Consider the following 22491-nt stretch of genomic DNA (forward strand, 5'->3'; position numbering starts at 1 on the left):
TAGCCCACTGAAGAATTTGAATACATGAGCAGAAGAAAAATAGCCGTTGTCATTACTGCCCGCCCTTCATACAGCAGGGTTAAAACCGTTCTTAAAGCGATACAAGAACATGAACAGCTGGAACTGCAATTGATAGTTGCCGCTTCCGCATTGTTAGACCGTTATGGCTCTGCCGTAAATTATATCGAAAAAGACGGTTTTCCGATAGCTGCAAGGGTCTTTAATGTTTTGGAAGGCGAAAATTTAACGGCTGCTGCCAAAACTACCGGAATTGGTATTCTAGAACTTTCAACAGTATTTGACAATCTGAAACCTGATATTGTTGTTACGGTTGCCGACCGATTTGAGACGATGGCAACTGCCATTGCTGCTTCGTATATGAACATTCCTTTGGCCCATATTCAAGGCGGTGAGGTTACCGGGAATATCGATGAGAAAGTAAGGCATTCGATTACGAAATTAGCAGATTACCACTTTGTAGCTTCAGTAGGAGCACAACAGCGTGTTCTGAAGTTAGGTGAAAATCCTGAGATGGTTTTTAATACCGGTTGTCCGTCTATCGATTTGGCTGATGAGGTAATGGATAGTAAGCAACTTTCTTTTGACCCGTATTCCAAATACGGTGGAGTAGGTTCTTTACCGGACTTGAAAAACGGATATCTGGTGGTAATGCAACACCCGGTAACCACAGAATATAAAGATTCACGAAAACATATTGAGGCTACCTTAAAAGCTGTACATCAGTTGCAGTTACCTACTTTGTGGTTTTGGCCGAATGTTGATGCCGGAGCCGATGGTACTTCGACCGGAATCAGAGCGTTTCGAGAACAACATCAATTACCGTATGTTCACTTTTTTAAGAACATGGAGGGGAAAGATTTTCTTGAATTACTGCAACACAGCAAATGTTTAATAGGTAATTCGAGTGTAGGTATTCGGGAATGTGCTTATTTAGGAGTTCCGGTGGTTAATATCGGATCTCGTCAGAATAGAAGAGACCGAGGAACTAATGTTATTGACGTTGGTTATGACGAGCAGGATATACTTGCTGCTATTCAAAAACAAATTCAAACCGGAAAAGCCATCCCGTCTGAAGTATACGGTGGAGGTAATGCAGGAACTACAATAGCCGATTTACTAGAAAATCTACCGTTACAATTCCACAAAACCATTGAATATTAATGAAGGTTTTAGCGATAATACCGGCACGAGGTGGTTCTAAAGGTGTTCCGGGAAAGAATGTGAAAGATTTGGGCGGTAAGCCATTGCTACAATATACTTTTGAAAGCGCTTTTGAAAGCGAACTTTTGTCGAAAATAATTTTATCATCGGAAGATGCTGCAATTATAGAAACAGCCAAAAGTATAGGTTTGGAAGTGCCTTTTGTGCGACCAGACGAATTGGCAACCGATTCTGCTTCAAGCATAGAAGTCGTACAACATGCTGTTGCTTTTATGGAAAGTCAGGGCTTTTTTTATGATGCCGTTTGTTTGTTGCAGCCTACTTACCCTTTTCGTGAACGAGGTTTTATTGATAAAGCCATTAAGAAATTTACAGAAACCGAAGCTGATACCTTAATTAGCGTTTTGCCAGTGCCGCATGAATACAATCCGCACTGGACTTTTGAAGCTAATACTGAAGGCTATTTGAAAATTACAACGGGAGAAGAAGAAATCATTAAAAGAAGACAAGAGCTTCCAACTGCTTATCATCGCGATGGAGCAATTTATATCACTAAAGTGGCGTATATTAAACAGGGTACCTTTTACGGAAAAAAGATGGTTTCTATAGAAAGTGCTCTTTCAAATTATGTGAATATAGATACTTTGGACGACTGGACTAAAGCCGAAAATTATTTGAAAAGAAATTAAAATACAATCATGTTATTCAACTCCATACAATACTTGTTTTTTTTACCCTTGGTTTTTATTCTGTACTGGTTGGTAAATAACAAATCGTTAAAGCTGCAAAACATTTTATTGTTGGCAGCAAGTTATTATTTTTATGCCTGCTGGGACTGGCGTTTTTTGTTTTTGCTAATGTTCTCAACAGGTTTGGATTATTATACCGGACTTAAGATGCATGATTCTCCAAACATTAAGATGAAAAAGTTCTGGTTTTGGTTGAGCATACTTGTAAATGTTGGTTTTTTAGGGGTGTTTAAATACTATAATTTCTTCGTAGAATCTTTTGCTGAGCTGCTTTCAACTTTTGGTTTGCAGGTTAATTTATGGACGCTTCAGATAATTTTGCCCGTAGGAATATCTTTTTACACCTTCCACGGATTATCCTATGTGATAGATATTTATAAAAACCGAATTGAGCCAGAACGAAATGTTGTAGATTATTCTTTGTTTGTAAGCTACTTTCCTTTATTGGTTGCCGGGCCTATTGAACGTGCAACTCATCTATTACCCCAGATTAAAAAAAAGCGTGTTTTTAACAGTGACCAAGCTATAGATGGTATTCATCAAATTATTTGGGGATTGTTTAAAAAAGTTGTTATTGCAGACAGTTGTGCAATCTATGCCAATGAAATATTTGGAGATTATGAAAGTGCCAATTCGTTAACCTTATTTATAGGAGCATTGTATTTTACATTTCAGATCTACGGTGATTTTAGTGGCTATTCTGATATTGCGTTAGGAACTTCTAAGCTTTTTGGAATTGAGTTGCTTCGTAATTTTAATTATCCATATTTCTCAAGAGATATTGCAGAATTTTGGAGAAGATGGCATATTTCCTTGTCTTCCTGGTTTAAAGATTATCTCTACATACCTTTAGGAGGAAGTCAGGGCGGAATGGCGATGAAAGTTCGCAATACCTTTATCATATTTCTAGTAAGCGGTTTTTGGCATGGCGCAAATTGGACCTTTATTGTTTGGGGATTTTTAAACGCCCTTTATTTTATTCCTTTGTTGTTGTCCGGAAAGAATAGGTTTAATATTGATATTGTAGCAAAGGGTAAAATGTTTCCAACCGTTAAAGAGTTTTTCGGGATTTGTGTGACTTTTTTCCTTGCACTGGTAGCCTGGGTGTTTTTCAGGTCTGAAACGCTGAGTCAGGCATTTGTTTATTTGAAGCGTATGTTCTCGTTTAATTTTAACGGAGGAATTGAATATTTGTCTATAGAACGTTATTCAGTAGAACTTTTATTGTTGGTTTTCTTTTTCCTGATTATGGAATGGATTTCAAGAGAACATGAGCATCCGTTTTTTGGAAGATTTAAATGGCTGAAGATTGTAGCAATACTATTTGGGTTAATAGCTTTTGGAGTGTATTCGCAAGCGAGTGATTTTATTTATTTTCAATTTTAATGAAGCGTTTTCTCATTTACATTACAAGTTTAATTTTACTGACATTGTTACTCATGACTTTGTTGGATGAGATTTATACGGGGGTGTATGAGAAAGGTTTGCCACAAAATAAGATTCAATATGTTTTAAAGTTAAAAGACGAAAAAATTGATTACATCTTTTTAGGGTCTTCGAGAGTTCAGCGACATATAGTAACAGATATAGTTGAAAAAAAAACGGGTAAAAATGCGATTAATTTAGGGGTTTCGGGTGCCACTCTGGATGATGTTTATTTGCTTTTAAAGCTGATGGTGAACAATAATGTTAAAGCAGATAAGGTTTTTGTTCAGGTTGATTATGCCTTTAACACCAATGAACCATTGAAAATTGTTGGTTCTGAAGCCTTGCCTTTTGTGAAGTCTAATGCCGTAATCAAGTCACATTTAAAAGAAAATCCTGACTTTAAAAATTATATTTATATTCCTTTTTATAGGTATACTAAAAACGATTTTAAGATTGGATTTCGAGAATTTTTTTCAAACCTACGAGGAAAACAAAGTAAAGAGGATTTTGAGGATGGTTTTGAGCCTACTGTAAAACGGAAAGTGCAGTTGTCTAAAGATTATAGCTTTCCGGATACTATTATTTCAAAAAATGATTCTTTTAACGGAATTCAAGAGCTATGTAAAGCGAATAATATAGAAATAGTTTATTTCATTGCTCCTTTGTGTAAGGAATTAAATACGGATAACTATATTGAAAAACTTAAAAGTAAAGTACCCAACTTGGTTGACTTTTCCAGTATTGTGTCTGAACAGGAATTGTTTTATGATTGTTTACATCTGAATGAGGAAGGAGCAGAAAAATTCACCACTATTTTTATTGACTCATGCATAATAAATACAAAACAATTGAATAAGATTTAAGAATGAAAGTTTTTTTAAAATATTTTTTTGGTTTAGTTGTTATCACGTTGTTGTTGATGTTGGTTTTAGATTCGGTATATACAAAAGTGTACGAATCGAGCATCCCGAGAAACAAAACACAGTATGTTTTACAATTGAAAAACACTAAAATCGATTATGTTTTTTTAGGATCTTCAAGAGTTCAGAATCATATAGTCACTAAGTTAGTTGAAAAAGAAACGGGGAAAAAGGCATTAAATTTAGGGGTTCAAGGAGGAAAGCTTGATGATGTAAGTTTACTTTTGAAGTTACTGAAACAAAACAATAATACTTTTGAGAAAGTATTAATACAGGTTGATTATTTGTATAATTATGAATCACCTTCAACAATAGTTGGTTGTGAATCATTGCCTTATATTAGGTCTAACGACATTGTAAAAAAGCATGTTAAAGAAAATAATCCTGATTATGAACAGAATCACAACGTGCCTTTTTATCGTTATAATGTGAACGATTTTAAATTAGGGTTTCGTGAATTTTTTTCATCCTTAATAAATAAAAAAGCCAGATTGGATTTAAGCGACGGTTTTGAAGCTAAAAACCAAAAATTTAGAAAAAGTAATTATAAATTACCACAAAATATTGCTGATAAAAATGACGACTTGATTGCGATTCAAACATTTTGTAAGGAAAATAAAATTGAGGTAGTTTATTTTTGCGCCCCATTTTGTAAGTATGCAGGGAATTTAGAGTACGTAGAAAAATTGAAAGTTAAGATTCCTGAATTGAGAGATTTTTCCAAAGCAATATCTGACGATGATTATTTTAAGGATTGCGCGCATTTAAACGGAAAAGGAGCAGAATTGTTTACAAAAATGTTGGTAGATTCTTGTTTGGTTAAAAAATAATGTAAGGGTAAATGAAGACGATAGGTGTAGTCATAACAGATGGTGTGGGGTTTCGAAATTTTATTTTGAGCGACTTTATCGATGAGGCCAAAATCAAGTTTGGAAGAGTTGTTGTGTTTTCGTGTTTACCAAAAGAAATTTACTCGGTTTTAAATTTGAATGTTGAGGTTGTTGAGCTAGAAGTTTATGAAGAATCCTTTATTACATGGTTTTTAAGGAAAAATAAAGAAGTAGCACATTTACAATTACATGCAAAAGATAATTTTGGAATACAGAGTAATTTGGTAAAAAATTATTCTCATTCCAAAAATATTAGAGGAATTGCCACGCGTTTTGCTCACCGTTGGACAAAAAAATTTCACACTGAAAAATGGATACAACGCTATAATAATTGGCAACAAAAAACCTTTAAATCCCATGTAGTTACGGAAAAGTATGTGCAATTATTAGGGGAGTATAATATAGATTTGCTATTTTTTACACATCAGCGTCCACCTTATATTGCACCATTAATCTATGCCGCTGAAAAATTGAAAATTAAAACTACAGCCTTCATTTTTAGTTGGGATAATTTAGCCTCAAAAGGCAGAATGGCCGGTAATTTTGATTGCTATATGGTATGGAGTGATTTAATGAAGAAAGAGTTGCTTCAGTATTATAGCCAAGTTAAGGAAGAAAATATTGAAGTTGTTGGGACACCACAATTTGAGCCCTATGTTTTGGAAAGGTACGGTTTTGACAGGGAGCAATTTAATCAGCGATTTACAATAGATGCTACAAAGCCAGTCTTGTTGTTTAGTTGCGGAGATGTTTCTACCAGTCCAAATGATGGGGTTTATATCAAAGCGATAGCAAACGCAATGCTTGCCAAAAGTATCCCAGATGTGAATTTTATCGTCAGGGTTTCGCCAGCCGAAGAAGGAAAACGTTTCGAAGGACTCATTGCCGAATACCCTTTTATCAAGTGGAATTTTCCAAAATGGGAGCAAACTCGTTTTGAGCATCAGGAAATGTGGTCACAGCGGGTACCCACACCTGAAGATTTATCAGATTTGAAATCACTTTTACAATATTGTGATGTTAGTGTCAATATGTTGTCTACAATGAGTTTAGACGCGATGCTTTTTGATAAACCTGTTGTGAATACAGTTTTTGGTAATAAAGACAACGAATTAGGGGATGATCAGAAGTATTTGAATTATATCCATATCAAAAAAGTATTGGATAGTGGAGCAGTTCAATTAACTTTGAATGCTGCTGAATTAACAGCTGCAATTAATGAAAGTCTTTCGAATCCACAAATCAGATTGGAAAATCAAAAAAAACTCTTAGCCATGCAAATCGGAAAACCTTTAAAAGGAACTTCAAAACGCATCGCTGAAACTTTACAAAAATGGAGTTAAATACAACCAAAAAAATAGCAGTACTTTGTGACTATCGTTTAATGCCGGAGCGCGTTGGCGGTATGGATCGTTTTTTTTGGAAATTTGATAAATATTGCAAACAAAATGGTTGTGAGATAGTTTGGTTCTTTCCTAATAAAGCCTCACATGGAGAATACGAGAATCTGGTAATTCATAGTGCTGAAACAAAATCCATCGAGGCTGCATTTTTAGCTTATTGCAGTTTTCATAATTGTGAATTCGATGTTGTTGTAACCCATTTTTTAGAGTTATGCACCTCATTTTTTAAAAAAGTAAAGGCAAACTCTTCTTGTAAAACTATTGCTGTAGACCATAATCCGAGACCTATTAGAGGTTATTCTTTGAAGAAGAGAATCGGTAAAAGAGTAAAAGGACTTTTGTATTCCCGATATACTGACCTTTTTGTTGGAGTTTCAGAATATACACAAAATCATATTTTAAGGGATTTCGGTTTTCATCTTAAAAGTAAAACCATAGTTGTGTATAACGGAATTGTCCATGAGTTATATCAGAAAAGAAGTCAAAGAAATTTAAGCAAACCAACATTTCTAGTAGCCTGTCATTTGCGTTTTTCGAAAGGAATTCAGGATTTGATTAAGGCCGTCGCCATGCTGCCTGATTCAATTAAAAAGGAAATTCGTATTGATGTGTATGGTGAAGGGGAGTATAAATCAATATTGGTTAATATGATTGAAACATATAAACTAGCGCCTGTCTTTACTTTTAAAGGAAGCGTTCCGAATTTATATGAAGTCTACGGCCAATACGACTATTTATTGCAACCTACTCATATGGAATGTTTCAGTTTGTCTATTCTGGAGAGTCTTAGTGCGAATGTTCCTGTGATTACAACATCTGTGGGCGGTAATGAAGAAGCCGTGTTTGATGGTAAAAACGGTTATATTTTTAAGCCAAAAGATGTAAAAGCATTAAGCGGAATACTTGAAAGAGTATATTTGGGAGAATCGCACATTGATGAAAAAACAAATTCATATATCGAGGAAAATTTTTCGATTGAGAAGATGGTATCCGAACATTATAAATTATTATGAAGATAGCGTTTTTAACCCCGGAATATCCTCATGAGTTAACAGGTACCTCAGGAGGATTAGGAACAAGTATACGAAATCTTGCTCTTGCCATGAGTGAACAAGAAAACGCAGTAACCGTTTTGGTTTATGGTCAAAAAGAAGATGCGGTATTTAATGATGGGGTCATAAAAGTTCATCAAGTCAAGAATGTGAAAGTAAAAGGGTTGTCCTGGTATTTAACGCGGAAGAAAATTGAAAAGCTAATCGATAAACTTTATTCTTCAGGAGAAATAGAAGTTTTGGAAGCAGCGGATTGGACCGGTATAACGTCTTTTATTACGCCAGAAAAGTGTCCTGTTCTGATTAAACTACATGGTAGTGATACTTATTTCTGTCATTTAGACAATCGTCCGGTAAAATGGTGGAATCGTTTTCATGAACGAAGAGCTTTAAAGAATGCAGACGGACATATAGCCGTAAGTGCTTATACTGCTGCGATGACGAATAAGCTTTTTGGATTGTCTCTGCCTTTTCAGGTTATCCCAAATGGAATTGACCCTTTGAATTTTAAAAGTGACCAAATTGTAGATAATACAAAACCTATTATACTGTATTTCGGTACTTTAATCCGAAAGAAAGGTCTTTTAGAGTTGCCTTATATATTTAATAAGGTTCACGCAGAATTTCCAGAAGCAACTTTACAATTAGTAGGAAGGGATGCCTCAGATATTATTACCGGAAACCGTTCAACCTGGAACATGATGCAAGATTTGTTTTCATCAGCCGCAAGAGAGAATGTTCTGTATCTTGGAAGTGTGCCTTATAAAGAAGTGCGTGAAAAGATTAGCGTTGCAACCGTTTGTGTTTTTCCTACCTTTGCAGAAGCTTTGCCAGTAACATGGTTGGAAGCAATGGCCATGGGAAAGGCAGTGGTAGCCTCTAACATCGGATGGGGAACAGAAGTAATTTCAGATGGTGTTGAAGGTTATTTATCACATCCTAAAAATCATGATGAATACGCTGCTAAAATAGTTGAATTGTTATCAAACGAAATCTTGCGGACTCAGATAGGAGAATCTGCAAAAGAAACTGTGAAAGAAAGGTTTCATATAAAGGATATTGCACAAAGAAATATTGCTTATTATAAGCATGTTTTGAAGATAAAATCATAATGAAAGAATTTAAAGAATATATTGCATCTAACGGAGAAACCCTTTTGTATGTCGGAAATCCAAACCTTGAAATGCTGAACGATTTGGCAAGAGGTGCTGGTGATTTATGGCACAGTTCTTTTGAGCAGGGTTTTAAGAATGCTTTTTCTGATATCGTCTATTTTTCTGCGGTTTTCTTTTGGTATGGTAATGATTTTGATGGTTTGGATGAATGTGTGAGTTGGCGGATTAACCCGGAAGCTTTTGTTGTTCGGAAGTCTGTTTGGCAATCCGTAGGAGGTTTTGATGATGACTATAAAAATCCAATTTTGAAAGCATTTGATTTTGGATACAATCTTCTTAAAAATTCTGGAGGAATTCCTTTTTATGTGAAAGGATTGTTTTCGAATTCGACATCTTTACCCATTAAAATTTCCGTTTTAGACCGTCATGTGTTTTACCGTAAAAATTTTAAAGCTGAACACGGTATTTATATGTGCCTCCGAAAAGGTTTTTGGAAAATAAACGAGTGGGATGCGTTTTTTAAGGCGAAAAAAAGATTTGCAACACGAAAATCATGCCCAATAGTAGCGCCGCGAGAATTGCGTCCTATTGAAGGGAAACCTACAGTTAGCTATGTTATTCCTACCATGTTGCGTCAGGAATTTACATTAACCTTACTTAATGATTTAAAAAATCAAAGCTATTTGCCCTCTCAGGTTGTAGTGGTTGATGCCACTCCTGAAGATAAACGAAACGAAAGTCTTTACAATCCCGAGGATTATCCTTTCGAGGTAGTTTTTAAATGGCAGACTACCAAAGGAAGCTGTAGAGCCCGTAATGAAGCTATTGATTTGTGTACCGGAGATTATATTATTTTTGGCGATGACGACGTACGTTTTCATGCTGATTTTGTTGAAAATCATATCCGTTTTCTACAGACTTACAGTGCCGACGCATGTAATGGACTTGACTTAATGGCAGATCATTTAAAGCAGGATTTGAACGATTTAAAAAGCAAGTTAGATAAACTAAGTGATTCCAGATGGCGAGCAGGAGCTTCTAATAATTTCAGTAACGCTAACTCATGTGTTAAGAGAGCGCGTGTGATTGAACTAGGAGGTAATGATGTTAACTACGACGGTGGTTATGGTGAAGATGGTGATTTTGGTATTTCGCTGACTAAAATAGGAGCTACCGTTTTGTTCAATCCTTTTTCGGCCAACCTGCATTTGAAACCACCTGTTGGCGGCTACCGTTTTTGGGGTAGTCAGGCAAAAATAATGGGTAAGAAAAGAAAAAAACAACCTTGGGAATTAGATTCGCCAGTAAAGTGGGTTCGACCAGTACCAAGCCCTACTGTAATGTATCAGTTGTACAAACAATTTACGCCACAACAAAGAACAGAATATAAATACAAATATTTTTTCAGATTTCTGACTAAAGGTAATAAATGGCAAATTCCGGTGAAGCTTTTCAGATTACCGTATAAGTTGTTACAGTTCAATAAATCGGAATTTTATGCTAAAAAACTATTGGCCTTAGGGAAAAGAACTGCATAATATGAAATTTACACTCATCGTTTGTACTTATATGCGCCCACAGCCACTACTGACACTTTTAAAGTCTGTAAGTGAGCAATTGCTGTATCCTGATGAGATTTTGATTGTTGACGGTTCTACGAATGAGGAAACAAAAGAAATTCTTGAAAAGTATTCATTTACTAATTTAAAGTATTACTTGGTTCCTGATCAGGAAAGAGGTTTGACCAAACAGCGAAACTTTGGAATTGAAAGAGTTAATTCAGCATCAGATGTTATTTGTTTTTTAGATGATGATACGGTTTTGGAAAAAGAATATTTTTCTGAAATTTTTAAAGCCTATCAGAAATTTCCAGATGCAGCAGGAATAGGAGGTTATATAACTAATGAAGTGGTGTGGGAAACTGCAGGTATTCATTATACGCCTAAAATAAATGAGTATTTTTTTGACGGATGGAAGCGTAAAGACGGAAGTCGTTTTGTATGGCGTAAAAGGTTGGGCTTAGACAGTGATAAAAATCCGGGTTATCTTCCTGAATTTTCTCATGGACGAAGTGTTGGTTTTTTGCCGCCATCCGGTAAGATTTATCAGGTTGAGCAATTAATGGGAGGAGTTTCGTCTTTTAAAAAATCTGTTTTTGAAGAAATGAAATTTTCAACCTATTTTGAAGGATATGGTTTGTATGAGGATGCTGATTTTACATTGCGATTGTCAAAATCAAAGGCTTTGTATGTTGCCACTTCGGCTCGATTAGCACATTATCATGATGCTTCCGGAAGACCTAATAAATTCGCTTATGGGAAGATGGTTGTTCGTAACGGTTGGTATGTTTGGCGGGTAAAACATCCTCAGCCTTCAGTAAAATCGATATTGAAATGGCATTCCATAACTTTGTTGTTAACTATTATTAGAGGAACTAATGTCATAACCACTAAAAAGCGAAAAGAGGCTTTTACCGAAACTATGGGAAGGTTGTTCGGGTGGTTTTCATTGTTTGTTGATTCGCCTAAATTAGGATAATGAAATTTGCAGTTTATACACATGTAAATCACACTAAGTTTAATGACCAAATTTATGGTTATGGCCCATATATTCGTGAGATGAATATTTGGATTTCTAACGTTGATACTCTGGAAATTGTTGGGCCTGTAACCAACAGGGAAATTACTCCGCTGGATATACCATACAAGCATTCTTGCTTAACATTTACTGAAATTCCGCTTTTTAATGTAACCAATTTAAAAGATGTTTTTAAGACCTTTTTTAGATTGCCGCTTTTGTTTTGGGTGATTTTTAAAAGTATGAAAAGTGCAGATCATATCCATTTACGGTGTCCTGGTAATGTAGGTTTGATTGCTTGTTTGGTTCAAATTTTATTTCCAAAGACTCTTAAAACTGCAAAGTATGCCGGAAATTGGGATTTGAAAGCTAAACAGCCTTTAAGCTATCGAATTCAAAAATGGATTTTAAACAATACTTTCCTTACTAGAAATATGAAAGTTTTAGTTTATGGCGAATGGGAAGGAAGCAGTAAGAATATTAAGCCCTTTTTTACGGCAACTTATAAAGAATCAGATAAAAAGAATATTCCTGTAAAGAGTTTGCAGTCAAATACATCAAGTACAATAAACTTTATATTTGTAGGGACTTTATCCGAAGGGAAGAGGCCGCTTTATGCAGTTAGGATTGTAGAATCTTTAAAAGCAAAAAAATATTCGGTACAACTTCATATTTATGGCGAAGGACCACAGCGAAAAATTATTGAAGATTACATAAGAGAAAATAATTTAGAAAAAGAGATTGTTTTGTGTGGAAACCAAGAAGCTGAAGTTGTTCTCCAAGCTTATCAAAAAAGTCATTTTTTATTACTGCCTTCAAAAAGCGAAGGATGGCCAAAGGTAGTTGCAGAGGCAATGTTTTGGGGGGCTGTTCCGGTATCTACAGTAGTTTCTTGTGTACCTTATATGGTTGGCGAAGGAACAAGAGGTTTACTTTTAACTATGGATTTAAAATTGGATTCAGCAAATCTGGAAAGTGTCATTAATAATGACGAGCTATACAGTCAGATGTCTCAAAATGGTTTAGATTGGTCGAGACAATTTACTTTAGATTACTTCGAAGAGGAAGTTAAAAAAATGGTGTTGAAAAATTAATTGCAGCAGTGTGAGGATACTTCAATTAATAGACAGTTTAGAATCGGGTGGGGCTGAGCGTATGGCTGTTAATTTTGCCAATGCTTTTGCCAAACGAGGTGTTTTTTCGGCGCTGATTGCAACAAGAAGAGAAGGTGATTTAAAAGAAAGTCTTTCTTCGGATGTGAATTATTTATTTCTTTCCAAGAAAAACACTTTTGATTTTAACGCGCTGTTTAAATTAAGACATTTTGTTAAAATCAATAATATAGATATTGTTCATGCTCATGGTACATCTTTTTTTTTAGCAGCACTGTTAAAAATGATTTATCCTAAAGTGAAACTGTTCTGGCATGATCATAATGGGAATAGGCTGAAATCTTCTCAAAAATCGAATAGAGTAATAGTTAGATTGTCAAGTTTATTTGACGGAGTTATTTGTGTGAATGAAGAATTGAAAGAATGGGCTATTAGTAATCTGAAAACAAAGAATGTACATTATTTGCCTAACTTTACGACAGCTTCTGAATTTAATCCGACATATACAGAATTGAAAGGGAATGCTGGGAAAAGAATTATTTGTTTGGCTAATTTAAGAGAACCTAAAAATCATCATAGGTTGGTGTCAGCATTTAATGTTTCAAAAGTTTATTTAGAAGATTGGACACTACATTTGGTAGGCCGTGATTTGCATGATGAATATTCTGCTAAGTTAAATGAATTAATATCCGAGAATAATTTGCAGTCCTCAGTTTTTATCTATGGAAGTAAATCAGATATATTTGAAATTCTCTCACAAGCGGATATTGGTATATTGGTTTCAACACATGAAGGATTTCCAGTTACTTTGTTAGAATATGGTTTGTCAAAACTGGCGGTTATAGCTCCAAATGTCGGATATTGTACTGATTTAATGAATAACAAAAGAGGTCTTTTGATTGATCCATTGTGTATTGACTCGATTTCTGATGCTATTCAAACATTGGTTTCTGACCTTGATCTTAGAAATACAGCCTCTGAATTGTTTTACCAGCATGTTTTGGAAGAGTATTCTGAGAATAGTATATTGAATCGATTGGAGGGTATTTTTAATAATGACTGAAAACAGATATAGTTACATAAAGCCACTTTTAATACATCTCTTTCTTGGGGGATTGATATTCTTACTGCCATTTATTACTAAGATTTATTCGATTTTAATTTTTGGTTTTGGGTTGTATGTCATTTCTAAAAAAAAGAATCAAAACAACGAAGCTTTAATTTTCTCGGCCTATGTAGTAGGTGTGGAAGTGTTACTACGGATGACAGATGGAATGCACTTTAATGAATATGCTAAGTATAGTATTATTATTTTTATGCTGTATGGGATTTTTTATCAGGGAGTTAGGCGTGAGGCTTTTGTATATTTTATTTTTATACTATTCTTATTTCCTGGAGTTCTTTATGGAGTTTATTCTTTAAGTTTTGAAGCAAATATTCGTAAAGCCATTGCTTTTAATATTTCTGGTCCTGTTTGTTTAGGAATATCAGCGATTTATTGCATTAACAGGGTGGTGACTTATTCTCAGATGCGGAACATAATTTATGCGTTTAGTTTGCCAATTGCCTCTATTATAGTGTATCTTCTTTTATACAATCCAAGTATAAAAGATGTAGTAACAAGTACACAGTCTAATTTTGAGACATCAGGTGGATTTGGACCTAATCAGATGTCTACCGTATTAGGATTAGGCATGTTTGTTTATTTTGCCATATTTTACCTTTTTTTAGAATCCAGAACTGAAAAGATAGCCGTGTTGGCTATGACAACAATTGCTGCATTTAGAGGTCTTATGACATTTTCTAGAGGGGGAATGTATACCGGTTTGCTGATGATAGTTAGTTTGGTTTTTGTTACTTTTTTCTTTGTAAACAAAAAAGTAAAGGCGGGTATAGTTGTGATGGCAATGTGTCTTGTCTTGGCAGGTATGGGGATTTGGGTTTATAGTACGATACAAACAGGAGGGTTAATTGATAAACGTTATGCTAATCAGGATGCCAGAGGAAGAGAAAAATCGAGTGCTTTAACTGGTAGAGAACAGTTGATAGAATCTGAGTTTAAGATGTTTTTTGATAATCCGATAACGGGAGTTGGCGTTGGAAGAAACAAAGAGTACAGAGAAGAGATGACAGGAATTAAAGCAGCATCCCATAACGAGATTTCCAGAATGTTAGCCGAACACGGAGTGTTGGGAGTAATTTGTTTACTTATACTTTTCATTACACCATTTTTGGTATACATTAATAACAGGCAGCACGTTTTTATGCTCTGTTTTTTCTTGTTTTGGTTGCTGACTATTAATCATGCCGCTATGCGATTATCTGCTCCGGCCTTTATTTACGGACTTTCATTATTAAAACTTAAAATTGTTGATGAAGCTACTGTACATCGGGAATAAACTTTCAACACATGGGCTGAATAAGACTTCAATCGAAACTCTTGGGGCTTTTTTAAAAACCGAAGGATTTGTTGTTCACTATTCATCCTCTAAAAAGAACCTTTTTTTTAGAATATTGGATATGCTGTTCAATGTATGTAAGTACAGCAGAAAAACGGATTATGTTTTAATAGATACTTATAGCACTTCTGCTTTCTGGTATGCTTTTATGGTTAGTCAGTTGTGCAGAGTCTTGCATGTGAAATACATTCCGATTTTAAGAGGAGGTGATTTGCCAAACAGATTGAAGGTAAGTCCGATGTTTTGTAACTTATTATTCAAAAACGCCTACAAAAACATCGCACCATCTCATTATCTGCTTACGGAATTTGAAAAAGCAGGTTATACCAACTTAGCGTATATTCCGAACACGATAGAAATTCAAAACTATAACTTACGTCAGCGAAGTGTAATTCAGCCGAAAATTATTTGGGTAAGAGCTTTCGCAGAAATTTACAATCCTAAAATGGCTGTAGATGTTCTGCATCAAATAAAAACATATTATCCCAATGCCGAACTTTGTATGGTCGGTCCTGATAAAGACGGAAGTGGCGCTGCAACTCAAGGTTATGCTAAATCATTAGGGCTTGATGTTCGATTTACCGGACAATTATCAAAAAAGGAATGGACAACTTTGGCAAACGATTACGATATTTTTATCAATACGACCCATTTTGACAATACGCCAGTTAGCGTAATGGAAGCCATGGCTCTCGGCTTGCCTGTAGTGAGTACGAATGTTGGTGGGATACCGTATTTGTTGAATCACAATGAAAATGCACTATTGGTTGCAGATGACAATGTTTGTGAAATGGTAAAAGCGGTTTCGTTATTGTTGGAAGATACGGTTTTGACTGATAAACTATCCAAAGCTGGAAGAGCCAAAGCAGAATCGTGGGATTGGCAAACGGTTAAAAAGGATTGGATTGCTTTGTTGCGCTAAGTTTTAGCGTTATTTGAACGATTAGTTTGTATTTTTTAACAGAATTGATTTTCATCTAATCAATATTTTGTTATTTTGCAGCAAATGCAGCACCCAAATGACCAGTAAAAAGAAAATCCATTTTGAAATCTCGGAACGAAAAATTCTATTACGACTTTTCGATGTCTTTTTTGTGCTCTTGGCGCTCTATATGGTTTCGAATCTTTTTGAGTTTGATTATTTCAGAATCTCCATTCATAATTATTATTGGACCTTCGTTTTAGCATTTTACCTGCTTTTTTTCGGAACTTTGTTTGAAATGTACAATCTTCAGATAGCTTCCAACCAGTTTTTGGTGGTTCGGAGTATAGTACTAACTGCAACATCAACGGTTGTGGTGTATCTTTTGACGCCGATTTTAACGCCTTCTTTGCCAAAAAACCGTTTGCAAATTATCTTTTTTTATGTCGCTATTGTAGGCGCCTTATTTTTGTGGAGAATTGCCTATCAGAAATTGTTGGCTTCACAACGTTTTCATAAAAAGGTGATTTTTTTAGGAGAAGATAAGTCGGTAGATAGCCTGATTCACGAATTGGAAAAAGCCGATCCGAATTACAAAGTAATGGGTTACTTAAGTACCAAAGAATCTTTGAAAAAAAAGGTAAAAATTCCAAAAATTTTGATTGACGATATTGAGAGTTTTGTTAGTAAACACGCAGTGTCAGAAATTGTAGTAGCTCAGAAAAGTACCGAGGAAGTTCCGGTTGAGATTTACGATAAACTTTTACATCTTTTAGAAAGCGGTATCATCATCCGCGAGTATTCTCAGGTTTATGAAAACAGTACCCAACGTTTGCCTGTGCAATACGCCGAGAAAGATTTTTACAAGTATTTTCCATTTAGCCGAAGCAATAATAATCGTTTGTATATACTTGCTATTCGTTTGTTTGATATTTTAAGTGCTATCATTGGATTAAGTGCCGGAATGGTATTTTTACCATTAGTATTGATAGGTAATTTAATTGGAAACCGAGGTTCGTTATTGTACACACAGGAGAGAGTCGGTAGAAACGGAATTCCGTTCAAAATTTACAAATTCCGAAGCATGGTTAAGAATGCGGAAGCTGGCGGAGCCGTATTTGCTACGGCAAACGATGTACGAATTACACCATTTGGGAAGTTCTTGCGCAAATCTAGACTTGATGAATTCCCGCAGTTTATAAATATTCTTAAAGGCGATATGGCAGTAATTGGACCACGTCCGGAACGCCCCATTTTCGTGGAACAGATAGCGGAAATTATGCCGTTTTATCATACGCGTCACGTTATTAAACCAGGTTTAACCGGTTGGGCTCAAGTGAAGCATGCTTATGGCGAAACCATTGACGATAGCTTGATTAAATTGCAATACGATTTGTATTATATCAAACACCGAAGCCCTTTCTTAGATTTGAATATTGTTATTAAAACCTTGAGTACGGTTTTGTTTTTTAGAGGACAATAGAGTTAGTTTTCAGTCGCAGTCGCAGTTTTCAGTAGATAGTAAAAAGGAGAAGACTTTTAATTAGTTAGTTGTTACTTTGTTTTTCCAGAGTTTCCAAAGTAAAAGTCCGTGTAAAACGATTAGTGGCAACATCATTAAGAATTGTACTTTCAAGCTGATGAAAAGCGTATAAATTATTAAACACACGGCGCATCCAACAACAAAGTATTTCGTTAAGTTTTGTTTTTTCAAGCCGATTGAAATGGCTAAAATTATAAACAACGGATTCATCAATAACGCATTGTAGTTCAGCAATACTTCTTTGTGTAACGAATATAAGCCTACTGAGCTGATGAATAATCCAAACAAACCTGCAATTGTCAGCCAAATGATTTGGAACTTACGGTTACTGGTCAGAAAAAATAATCCGATACAAATAGCGGCAAACGTTAGATAACTGTTCCACCAGGTTTTTGATTCTTCCGATTCTCTTTTGGAATAAACAATGCGTTCCGCTTTAACTAACTTCTGATTCTGGTTTTGACTCAGATTCACACCTTGTTGCAATTCAACTGGTAAAAATAATTTATCTGATTGTTGATCTGTTTTTAAACCGAACATCAGGTTAATTCCTAAATTTTCATAAAAATTATTATCCAGATAGCCATACAAAATACGACGGTAGGTATGCTGTGTGTTCGGTATGTCGGTTGAAATTTTTTCTTTCAATACACTGTTAATCAAATCAGCAACCATAGTGGTACAGTTGCGGTCGATGAATTTGTAAGTGTAAAAACGTTTATCGGAACTTAAAACAGCACTCAATTCGTTGAAAATTTTTTGTTTTTGTTCCTGAGATAAGTTTAAAACCTGTTCAATGATTTCGCGATTGTCATAAATGTAAGCGTAATTGAATTCTTCAAACGAGCTGGTTGAAACAAAATACTGCAAATCTCCTTTAATGAATTTTCCGTAGAAATTTGGCGTGGAAAAATCGAAAGTTCCGTAATTGTAAACAATGTCAAGGCCTCTTTCGGCATCATTAATTCGGAGTGCGGTGTGTCCGTAAATGGAATACAATTCGTTGCCGCTTCCGCAAGTCAGCAAACTGATTTCTGCTTTGTCAGACAATTGGAGTTGCCCGAAACTGAATTGTGTCTGAAAACTTAAAAGAACAATGGCGAGAACCTTGAGAAATAATTTCATGTTATCTGAAGATGCTGAAATCAAGTTTTAAAGAGAAAATGTTAGAATACAAAGCGGCACTTTGGTCGCCAATGTCGGTCAATGCATAATCAACCTGAATACCTTTGTATTTGAATCCGACACCGATGTTCGGCTGAAAGCTTAAGCTTTTGGAATTGTCGATTTCGGTAATATTCTGAAAATTACCAACACCGCCTCGTAAAAATACCAAATCAAGATATCCGGCTTCAAAACCGATGGCAGGATCAATACTCGCCACATCTGTTGAAATGATATCGTTGGTTTTGGCAAACTGCATGTTTAGATTGGCAGCGGCTAAAATGGTATAATCGTAATGGATGGTGTATTTTTTTGAAAGGCCTAATTGCGCCTTCGGTAAAGTGATTTCCGAAGTTTCAGGTAATTCCTGATTTTCGCCCGGAACAGCATCTTTAATTTTATTGTATTCGTCTTCGTTGATAGCCCAAACGTTATATGTTGTGGTAATATCACGCAACATCAAACCGAATTTCCACTCGTTTTGGGTTTCGTATTGTATGCCTAAATCAAATCCAAATCCCCACGAACTGGCAAAATCTCCAATAATACGACGAATGATTTTGGCATTCACACCATAATTAAACCCCTGAACCGGTAGTGCTCTGGCGTAAGATACCGTTAAACCATAATCAGCGGTTGAAAATAGGCTGATGCGGTTGTAATCGATATTGCCTTCACTGTCAATTAATTGGGTGGTATTCAAAATGTCATCAACTCCAAAACGGATTAAGGAAACGCCTACAGCACTTCGGTCGTCTAAAGGCATGGCAAAACCCGCGTAGTCGTATTGGGCAATGTTAGCGAAATAACTGGCGTGCATTAAGGAAAGCTGCTTGTCTTCCAGTTTTAATAAACCGGCAGGATTCCAATAGCCGGAATTGACATCCGAAGTATGTGCTGTAACCGCATTGGCCATCCCTAAGGCCGCAGCATCCACCCCGATATTCATAAACTCATTCGAGTATTTTCTAACGGATTGGGAAACAGCAATGCCTGTAATAAAGAGCAATATGAATGCGTAGAATTTCTTCAATGTCAATTATTTTTACAAATATGGTATAAAAATCTCAAATACTAAACTCAATTTTATATAACTTATTGTATAACTTTGTCTATCATAAAACAAAAACTATGTCATTTAAAAAACAAATCCCAAATCTGATTACTTTTTTAAACCTAATTTGCGGTGTCTTGGCTTTAATTCATGCGTTTAACGGGAATTACAACGAAGCTTTTTCATTGGTTTGTTTAGGGATTTTCTTTGATTTTTGGGATGGTTTTTTTGCCCGAATTTTTAACGCACAGAGCGCTTTAGGAGTGCAGTTGGATTCTTTGGCGGATATGGTTACCAGTGGTGTTGTTCCAGGTGTGGTGATGTATAAGATGTTGTCGGATATTCAGGAAAATCAGGAGATTTATACTTTGACTTCGGATACTTACTACATGGCGGCTGTTCCGTATATCGGTTTTATCATAACGATTGCTTCTTGCTACCGTTTGGCAAAGTTTAATATTGATGAGCGTCAGACAGATTCATTCATAGGGTTGCCAACACCGGCGAATGCCTTGTTAATCATGAGTATTCCGATGATTTTGTTTGCAAATCAGTTCGATTGGCTTTCGAATATTCTGAGCAATCCTTACTTTTTGGTGGGAATTAGCTTTTTAAGTGCCTATTTATTGAATGCTGAAATTCCGTTATTTTCGTTGAAAGTGAAATATTTCAGTTGGGAAAATAATAAACTTCAGGTTTTCTTTTTGGTAATTTCAGCCATTTTATTGGTGTTGTTGCAGTATTTGGCGATTCCAATAATTATTTTGTTTTACGTTTTGTTATCGGTTGTAAATAACAAAGTGTTGAGCAAATAAAGTTGTCATGAAGCGAATTCCGCCGAAGAAAACTCCGTCAAAAAAATCGGCTAGGCCAAATCGAAAAAAAGGGAAAACTATTCCGTATTCCAAAATGGTATTTTTTGGACTAGGATTGTTATTGGTATTATTCCTGCTAGGAACATTGTACCATTATCGCAACGGTTTACTCTACTATTTTGGTTTTTCCAACGGAACTTCCACTACTGAGTTGTCTCCTGAAGAACGTAAAATTCAAGACATCCGAATATTTGAAGTGCTGAGCCGTCACGATACGAAATTAGTTGGTTTTGATGTTTCGGAATATCAAGGGAAAATTGAATGGGACAAAATCAATAAGATTGAAGACGAATTTCCGTTGTCGTTTGTTTTTATACGGGCTACCGCCGGAAATGACCGTCCCGATTCCCGTTTTGAGGAAAACTGGAAAAAGGCGAAAGAGCATTTTTTTATTCGAGGCGCTTACCATTATTATCGTCCCAATGAAAATTCAATCGAACAGGCGGAACATTTTATCAAAACGGTCGATTTGCGAAAAGGCGATTTGCCACCGGTTCTGGATATTGAAAAATTGCCTAAAAATCAGTCGATAGATAGTTTGAAAGTAGGATTACGACGTTGGTTGAAACGTGTTGAAAAGCATTACAAAGTGAAACCGATTATCTATTCTGGTGAAAGTTATTATACCGATTTTCTAAAAGACGAGTTTGAGGATTATCCGTTTTGGATTGCCAATTATAACTTTTTTGTCGATTCGATGAAGAAAGACTGGCTGTTCTGGCAATTCACTGAAAAAGCCCAGATTTACGGCATCAAAGGCTTAGTAGATGTGAATGTTTTCAACGGAAACAAAGAAGATTTGAAAGCTTTAACGCTAAAAAAATAAATCCCGGCTAAACCGGGATTTGCTATTTAAAATTCTAATTTCTTTTTACGCAATTCGAAATTTTGTCCTAAGTATACTTTTCGAACCATTTCGTCTTCGGCTAGTTCTTCAGGAATCCCGGCTTTTAGAATGCCGCCTTCAAACATCAAATAGGTTTTATCGGTAATGGCTAAAGTTTCCTGAACGTTGTGGTCGGTAATTAAAATTCCGATGTTTTTGTTTTTTAACTGCGCCACAATTCTTTGAATATCTTCTACCGCCACCGGGTCAACTCCTGCAAACGGTTCATCCAATAAAATAAATTTCGGATCGGTAGCCAAACAACGCGCAATTTCTGTTCTTCGTCTTTCACCACCCGATAATAAATCGCCACGGTTGGTACGAATGTGCTGCAAACTGAACTCGTCAATTAGGGATTCCATTTTGGCTTCCTGTTCTGCTTTTGACAAAGTTGTAAGCTGTAAAACACTCATGATGTTGTCTTCGATACTCAGTTTTCTAAAAACAGAAGCTTCCTGTGCCAAATATCCAATTCCGTGCTGGGCGCGTTTGTACATCGGGAAATCCGTGATGTTCATGTCGTCCAGATAAATGTTTCCGGCATTGGGCTTAACCAAGCCTACAATCATGTAGAACGATGTGGTTTTTCCGGCACCATTCGGACCTAACAATCCAACGATTTCGCCACGGTTCACTTCTACGGAAACGCCTTTTACGACGCTTCTGCCTTTGTAGGTTTTGATAATATTATCGGCTCTTAATTTCATGTTTTTTTAGAATTGCAAAAGTAACTAAGTTGCTATGTGACTAAGTTTATATCGGTACAAATAAACGAATAAACAAGTTAATCGAATCTATATATTAACAATTATTTAGTTTGGTTTTCTAAGGCTTCCCAAAATTCGTAAGCTCTTCGTAAATGTGGAATGACAATGGTTCCGCCAACTAATGTCGCAATACTCATGGCTTCCATCATTTCAGCGCGCGTGATGCCTTGTTTGTAAGCGGTTTCCAAATGATATTTGATGCAATCGTCACAACGTAAAACTGCTGAAGCTACCAAGCCTAATAATTCTTTGGTTTTTACATCTAAAGCACCTTCCATGTAGGCGTTAGTATCCAGATTGAAAATGCGTTTGATTACTTTATTGTCATCGGCTAATAATTTTTCATTCATTTTAGCGCGATAGTCGTTGAATTCGGTTACTAAATCTGCCATG

General features: G+C 35.7%; 21 protein-coding genes. 17 read left to right on the forward strand and 4 right to left on the reverse strand.

What is annotated here, in order from left to right; genetic code table 11:
• The first annotated feature begins 24 nt into the window (after nucleotides 1-24).
• The 15 genes from neuC to RUH60_RS00695 all read left to right on the forward strand — a co-directional run bounded on the left by neuC (nucleotide 25) and on the right by RUH60_RS00695 (nucleotide 17292).
• On the forward strand, nucleotides 25-1182 hold the full coding sequence (gene neuC / locus RUH60_RS00625; protein WP_313803848.1) for a UDP-N-acetylglucosamine 2-epimerase: 1158 nt from the start codon (nucleotides 25-27) through the stop codon (nucleotides 1180-1182).
• Nucleotides 1182-1871 carry an acylneuraminate cytidylyltransferase family protein gene (locus tag RUH60_RS00630; protein ID WP_313803851.1) on the forward strand — a complete coding sequence of 230 codons (690 nt, stop codon included), beginning with the start codon at nucleotides 1182-1184 and terminating at the stop codon, nucleotides 1869-1871. Before neuC ends, RUH60_RS00630 begins: the two co-directional genes overlap by 1 nt.
• Nucleotides 1872-1880: 9 nt before the next feature.
• Nucleotides 1881-3317, forward strand: a complete 1437-nt coding sequence (locus tag RUH60_RS00635) for an MBOAT family O-acyltransferase (protein ID WP_313803854.1) — start codon at nucleotides 1881-1883, stop codon at nucleotides 3315-3317.
• Between the two features lie 53 nt (nucleotides 3318-3370).
• The gene (locus RUH60_RS00640; RefSeq protein ID WP_313803857.1) at nucleotides 3371-4222 is read left to right on the forward strand and encodes a hypothetical protein; all 852 of its coding nucleotides are present in this window, start codon (nucleotides 3371-3373) and stop codon (nucleotides 4220-4222) included.
• A gap of 134 nt (nucleotides 4223-4356) precedes the next feature.
• On the forward strand, nucleotides 4357-5109 hold the full coding sequence (locus RUH60_RS00645; RefSeq protein ID WP_313803860.1) for a hypothetical protein: 753 nt from the start codon (nucleotides 4357-4359) through the stop codon (nucleotides 5107-5109).
• Between the two features lie 155 nt (nucleotides 5110-5264).
• On the forward strand, nucleotides 5265-6512 hold the full coding sequence (locus tag RUH60_RS00650) for a hypothetical protein (protein WP_313803863.1): 1248 nt from the start codon (nucleotides 5265-5267) through the stop codon (nucleotides 6510-6512).
• Nucleotides 6503-7585 (forward strand): glycosyltransferase family 4 protein, encoded by a 1083-nt coding sequence (locus tag RUH60_RS00655; protein ID WP_313803866.1) that lies wholly within the window; start codon nucleotides 6503-6505, stop codon nucleotides 7583-7585. The genes RUH60_RS00650 and RUH60_RS00655 overlap by 10 nt, the downstream gene beginning before the upstream one ends.
• The gene (locus RUH60_RS00660) at nucleotides 7582-8736 is read left to right on the forward strand and encodes a glycosyltransferase family 4 protein (RefSeq protein ID WP_313803870.1); all 1155 of its coding nucleotides are present in this window, start codon (nucleotides 7582-7584) and stop codon (nucleotides 8734-8736) included. Before RUH60_RS00655 ends, RUH60_RS00660 begins: the two co-directional genes overlap by 4 nt.
• Nucleotides 8736-10277, forward strand: a complete 1542-nt coding sequence (locus tag RUH60_RS00665; protein ID WP_313803873.1) for a glycosyltransferase family 2 protein — start codon at nucleotides 8736-8738, stop codon at nucleotides 10275-10277. The genes RUH60_RS00660 and RUH60_RS00665 overlap by 1 nt, the downstream gene beginning before the upstream one ends.
• Nucleotide 10278: 1 nt before the next feature.
• Nucleotides 10279-11277, forward strand: a complete 999-nt coding sequence (locus tag RUH60_RS00670) for a glycosyltransferase family 2 protein (RefSeq protein WP_313803876.1) — start codon at nucleotides 10279-10281, stop codon at nucleotides 11275-11277.
• The gene (locus tag RUH60_RS00675; protein WP_313803879.1) at nucleotides 11277-12410 is read left to right on the forward strand and encodes a glycosyltransferase; all 1134 of its coding nucleotides are present in this window, start codon (nucleotides 11277-11279) and stop codon (nucleotides 12408-12410) included. The genes RUH60_RS00670 and RUH60_RS00675 overlap by 1 nt, the downstream gene beginning before the upstream one ends.
• 10 nt (nucleotides 12411-12420) lie before the next feature.
• Nucleotides 12421-13491, forward strand: coding sequence for a glycosyltransferase (locus RUH60_RS00680; protein ID WP_313803882.1), 1071 nt, complete (start codon nucleotides 12421-12423; stop codon nucleotides 13489-13491).
• Entirely contained in the window at nucleotides 13484-14827 is a 1344-nt protein-coding gene (locus RUH60_RS00685; RefSeq protein ID WP_313803885.1) for an O-antigen ligase family protein, read from the forward strand. Before RUH60_RS00680 ends, RUH60_RS00685 begins: the two co-directional genes overlap by 8 nt.
• Nucleotides 14802-15809, forward strand: coding sequence for a glycosyltransferase family 4 protein (locus RUH60_RS00690; protein WP_313803888.1), 1008 nt, complete (start codon nucleotides 14802-14804; stop codon nucleotides 15807-15809). The genes RUH60_RS00685 and RUH60_RS00690 overlap by 26 nt, the downstream gene beginning before the upstream one ends.
• Nucleotides 15810-15906: 97 nt before the next feature.
• Nucleotides 15907-17292, forward strand: coding sequence for a sugar transferase (locus RUH60_RS00695; RefSeq protein WP_313803891.1), 1386 nt, complete (start codon nucleotides 15907-15909; stop codon nucleotides 17290-17292).
• A 60-nt stretch (nucleotides 17293-17352) separates the two neighbouring features.
• On the opposite strand, the gene RUH60_RS00700 is transcribed toward RUH60_RS00695, so the two are convergent.
• Both RUH60_RS00700 and RUH60_RS00705 read right to left on the reverse strand, forming a co-directional pair.
• The gene (locus tag RUH60_RS00700; RefSeq protein ID WP_313803894.1) at nucleotides 17353-18477 is read right to left on the reverse strand and encodes a DUF4105 domain-containing protein; all 1125 of its coding nucleotides are present in this window, start codon (nucleotides 18475-18477) and stop codon (nucleotides 17353-17355) included.
• Between the two features lies 1 nt (nucleotide 18478).
• On the reverse strand, nucleotides 18479-19465 hold the full coding sequence (locus tag RUH60_RS00705; protein WP_313804204.1) for a PorV/PorQ family protein: 987 nt from the start codon (nucleotides 19463-19465) through the stop codon (nucleotides 18479-18481).
• Between the two features lie 182 nt (nucleotides 19466-19647).
• Between RUH60_RS00705 and RUH60_RS00710 the strand changes: the two genes are divergently transcribed.
• Nucleotides 19648-20385 carry a CDP-alcohol phosphatidyltransferase family protein gene (locus RUH60_RS00710; RefSeq protein WP_313803897.1) on the forward strand — a complete coding sequence of 246 codons (738 nt, stop codon included), beginning with the start codon at nucleotides 19648-19650 and terminating at the stop codon, nucleotides 20383-20385.
• 7 nt (nucleotides 20386-20392) lie between these two features.
• Complete coding sequence (locus RUH60_RS00715; protein ID WP_313803900.1) at nucleotides 20393-21271, forward strand: glycoside hydrolase family 25 protein; 879 nt, start codon at nucleotides 20393-20395, stop codon at nucleotides 21269-21271.
• Between the two features lie 26 nt (nucleotides 21272-21297).
• Here the strand turns inward: RUH60_RS00715 and lptB are convergent, their stop codons facing one another.
• Nucleotides 21298-22038, reverse strand: a complete 741-nt coding sequence (lptB, locus tag RUH60_RS00720; protein ID WP_313803903.1) for an LPS export ABC transporter ATP-binding protein — start codon at nucleotides 22036-22038, stop codon at nucleotides 21298-21300.
• Nucleotides 22039-22139: 101 nt separating this feature from the next.
• Nucleotides 22140-22490, reverse strand: a complete 351-nt coding sequence (locus tag RUH60_RS00725; protein ID WP_313803906.1) for a carboxymuconolactone decarboxylase family protein — start codon at nucleotides 22488-22490, stop codon at nucleotides 22140-22142.
• Nucleotide 22491 lies beyond the last annotated feature (1 nt).

This window comes from Flavobacterium sp., from assembly GCF_032153895.1.
Classification (GTDB): domain Bacteria; phylum Bacteroidota; class Bacteroidia; order Flavobacteriales; family Flavobacteriaceae; genus Flavobacterium.

What these genes read in the sequence shown, in the direction of transcription:
- neuC (WP_313803848.1), top strand. Translation starts at nt 25, where the DNA reads ATGAGCAGAAGAAAAATAGCCGTTGTCATTACTGCCCGCCCTTCATAC.
- RUH60_RS00630 (WP_313803851.1), top strand. Translation starts at nt 1,182, where the DNA reads ATGAAGGTTTTAGCGATAATACCGGCACGAGGTGGTTCTAAAGGTGTT.
- RUH60_RS00635 (WP_313803854.1), top strand. Translation starts at nt 1,881, where the DNA reads ATGTTATTCAACTCCATACAATACTTGTTTTTTTTACCCTTGGTTTTT.
- RUH60_RS00640 (WP_313803857.1), top strand. Translation starts at nt 3,371, where the DNA reads ATGACTTTGTTGGATGAGATTTATACGGGGGTGTATGAGAAAGGTTTG.
- RUH60_RS00655 (WP_313803866.1), top strand. Translation starts at nt 6,503, where the DNA reads ATGGAGTTAAATACAACCAAAAAAATAGCAGTACTTTGTGACTATCGT.
- RUH60_RS00660 (WP_313803870.1), top strand. Translation starts at nt 7,582, where the DNA reads ATGAAGATAGCGTTTTTAACCCCGGAATATCCTCATGAGTTAACAGGT.
- RUH60_RS00665 (WP_313803873.1), top strand. Translation starts at nt 8,736, where the DNA reads ATGAAAGAATTTAAAGAATATATTGCATCTAACGGAGAAACCCTTTTG.
- RUH60_RS00670 (WP_313803876.1), top strand. Translation starts at nt 10,279, where the DNA reads ATGAAATTTACACTCATCGTTTGTACTTATATGCGCCCACAGCCACTA.
- RUH60_RS00675 (WP_313803879.1), top strand. Translation starts at nt 11,277, where the DNA reads ATGAAATTTGCAGTTTATACACATGTAAATCACACTAAGTTTAATGAC.
- RUH60_RS00685 (WP_313803885.1), top strand. Translation starts at nt 13,484, where the DNA reads ATGACTGAAAACAGATATAGTTACATAAAGCCACTTTTAATACATCTC.
- RUH60_RS00690 (WP_313803888.1), top strand. Translation starts at nt 14,802, where the DNA reads ATGAAGCTACTGTACATCGGGAATAAACTTTCAACACATGGGCTGAAT.
- RUH60_RS00695 (WP_313803891.1), top strand. Translation starts at nt 15,907, where the DNA reads ATGACCAGTAAAAAGAAAATCCATTTTGAAATCTCGGAACGAAAAATT.
- RUH60_RS00700 (WP_313803894.1), bottom strand. Translation starts at nt 18,477, where the DNA reads ATGAAATTATTTCTCAAGGTTCTCGCCATTGTTCTTTTAAGTTTTCAG.
- RUH60_RS00705 (WP_313804204.1), bottom strand. Translation starts at nt 19,465, where the DNA reads ATGAATATCGGGGTGGATGCTGCGGCCTTAGGGATGGCCAATGCGGTT.
- RUH60_RS00710 (WP_313803897.1), top strand. Translation starts at nt 19,648, where the DNA reads ATGTCATTTAAAAAACAAATCCCAAATCTGATTACTTTTTTAAACCTA.
- RUH60_RS00715 (WP_313803900.1), top strand. Translation starts at nt 20,393, where the DNA reads ATGAAGCGAATTCCGCCGAAGAAAACTCCGTCAAAAAAATCGGCTAGG.
- lptB (WP_313803903.1), bottom strand. Translation starts at nt 22,038, where the DNA reads ATGAAATTAAGAGCCGATAATATTATCAAAACCTACAAAGGCAGAAGC.
- RUH60_RS00725 (WP_313803906.1), bottom strand. Translation starts at nt 22,490, where the DNA reads ATGGCAGATTTAGTAACCGAATTCAACGACTATCGCGCTAAAATGAAT.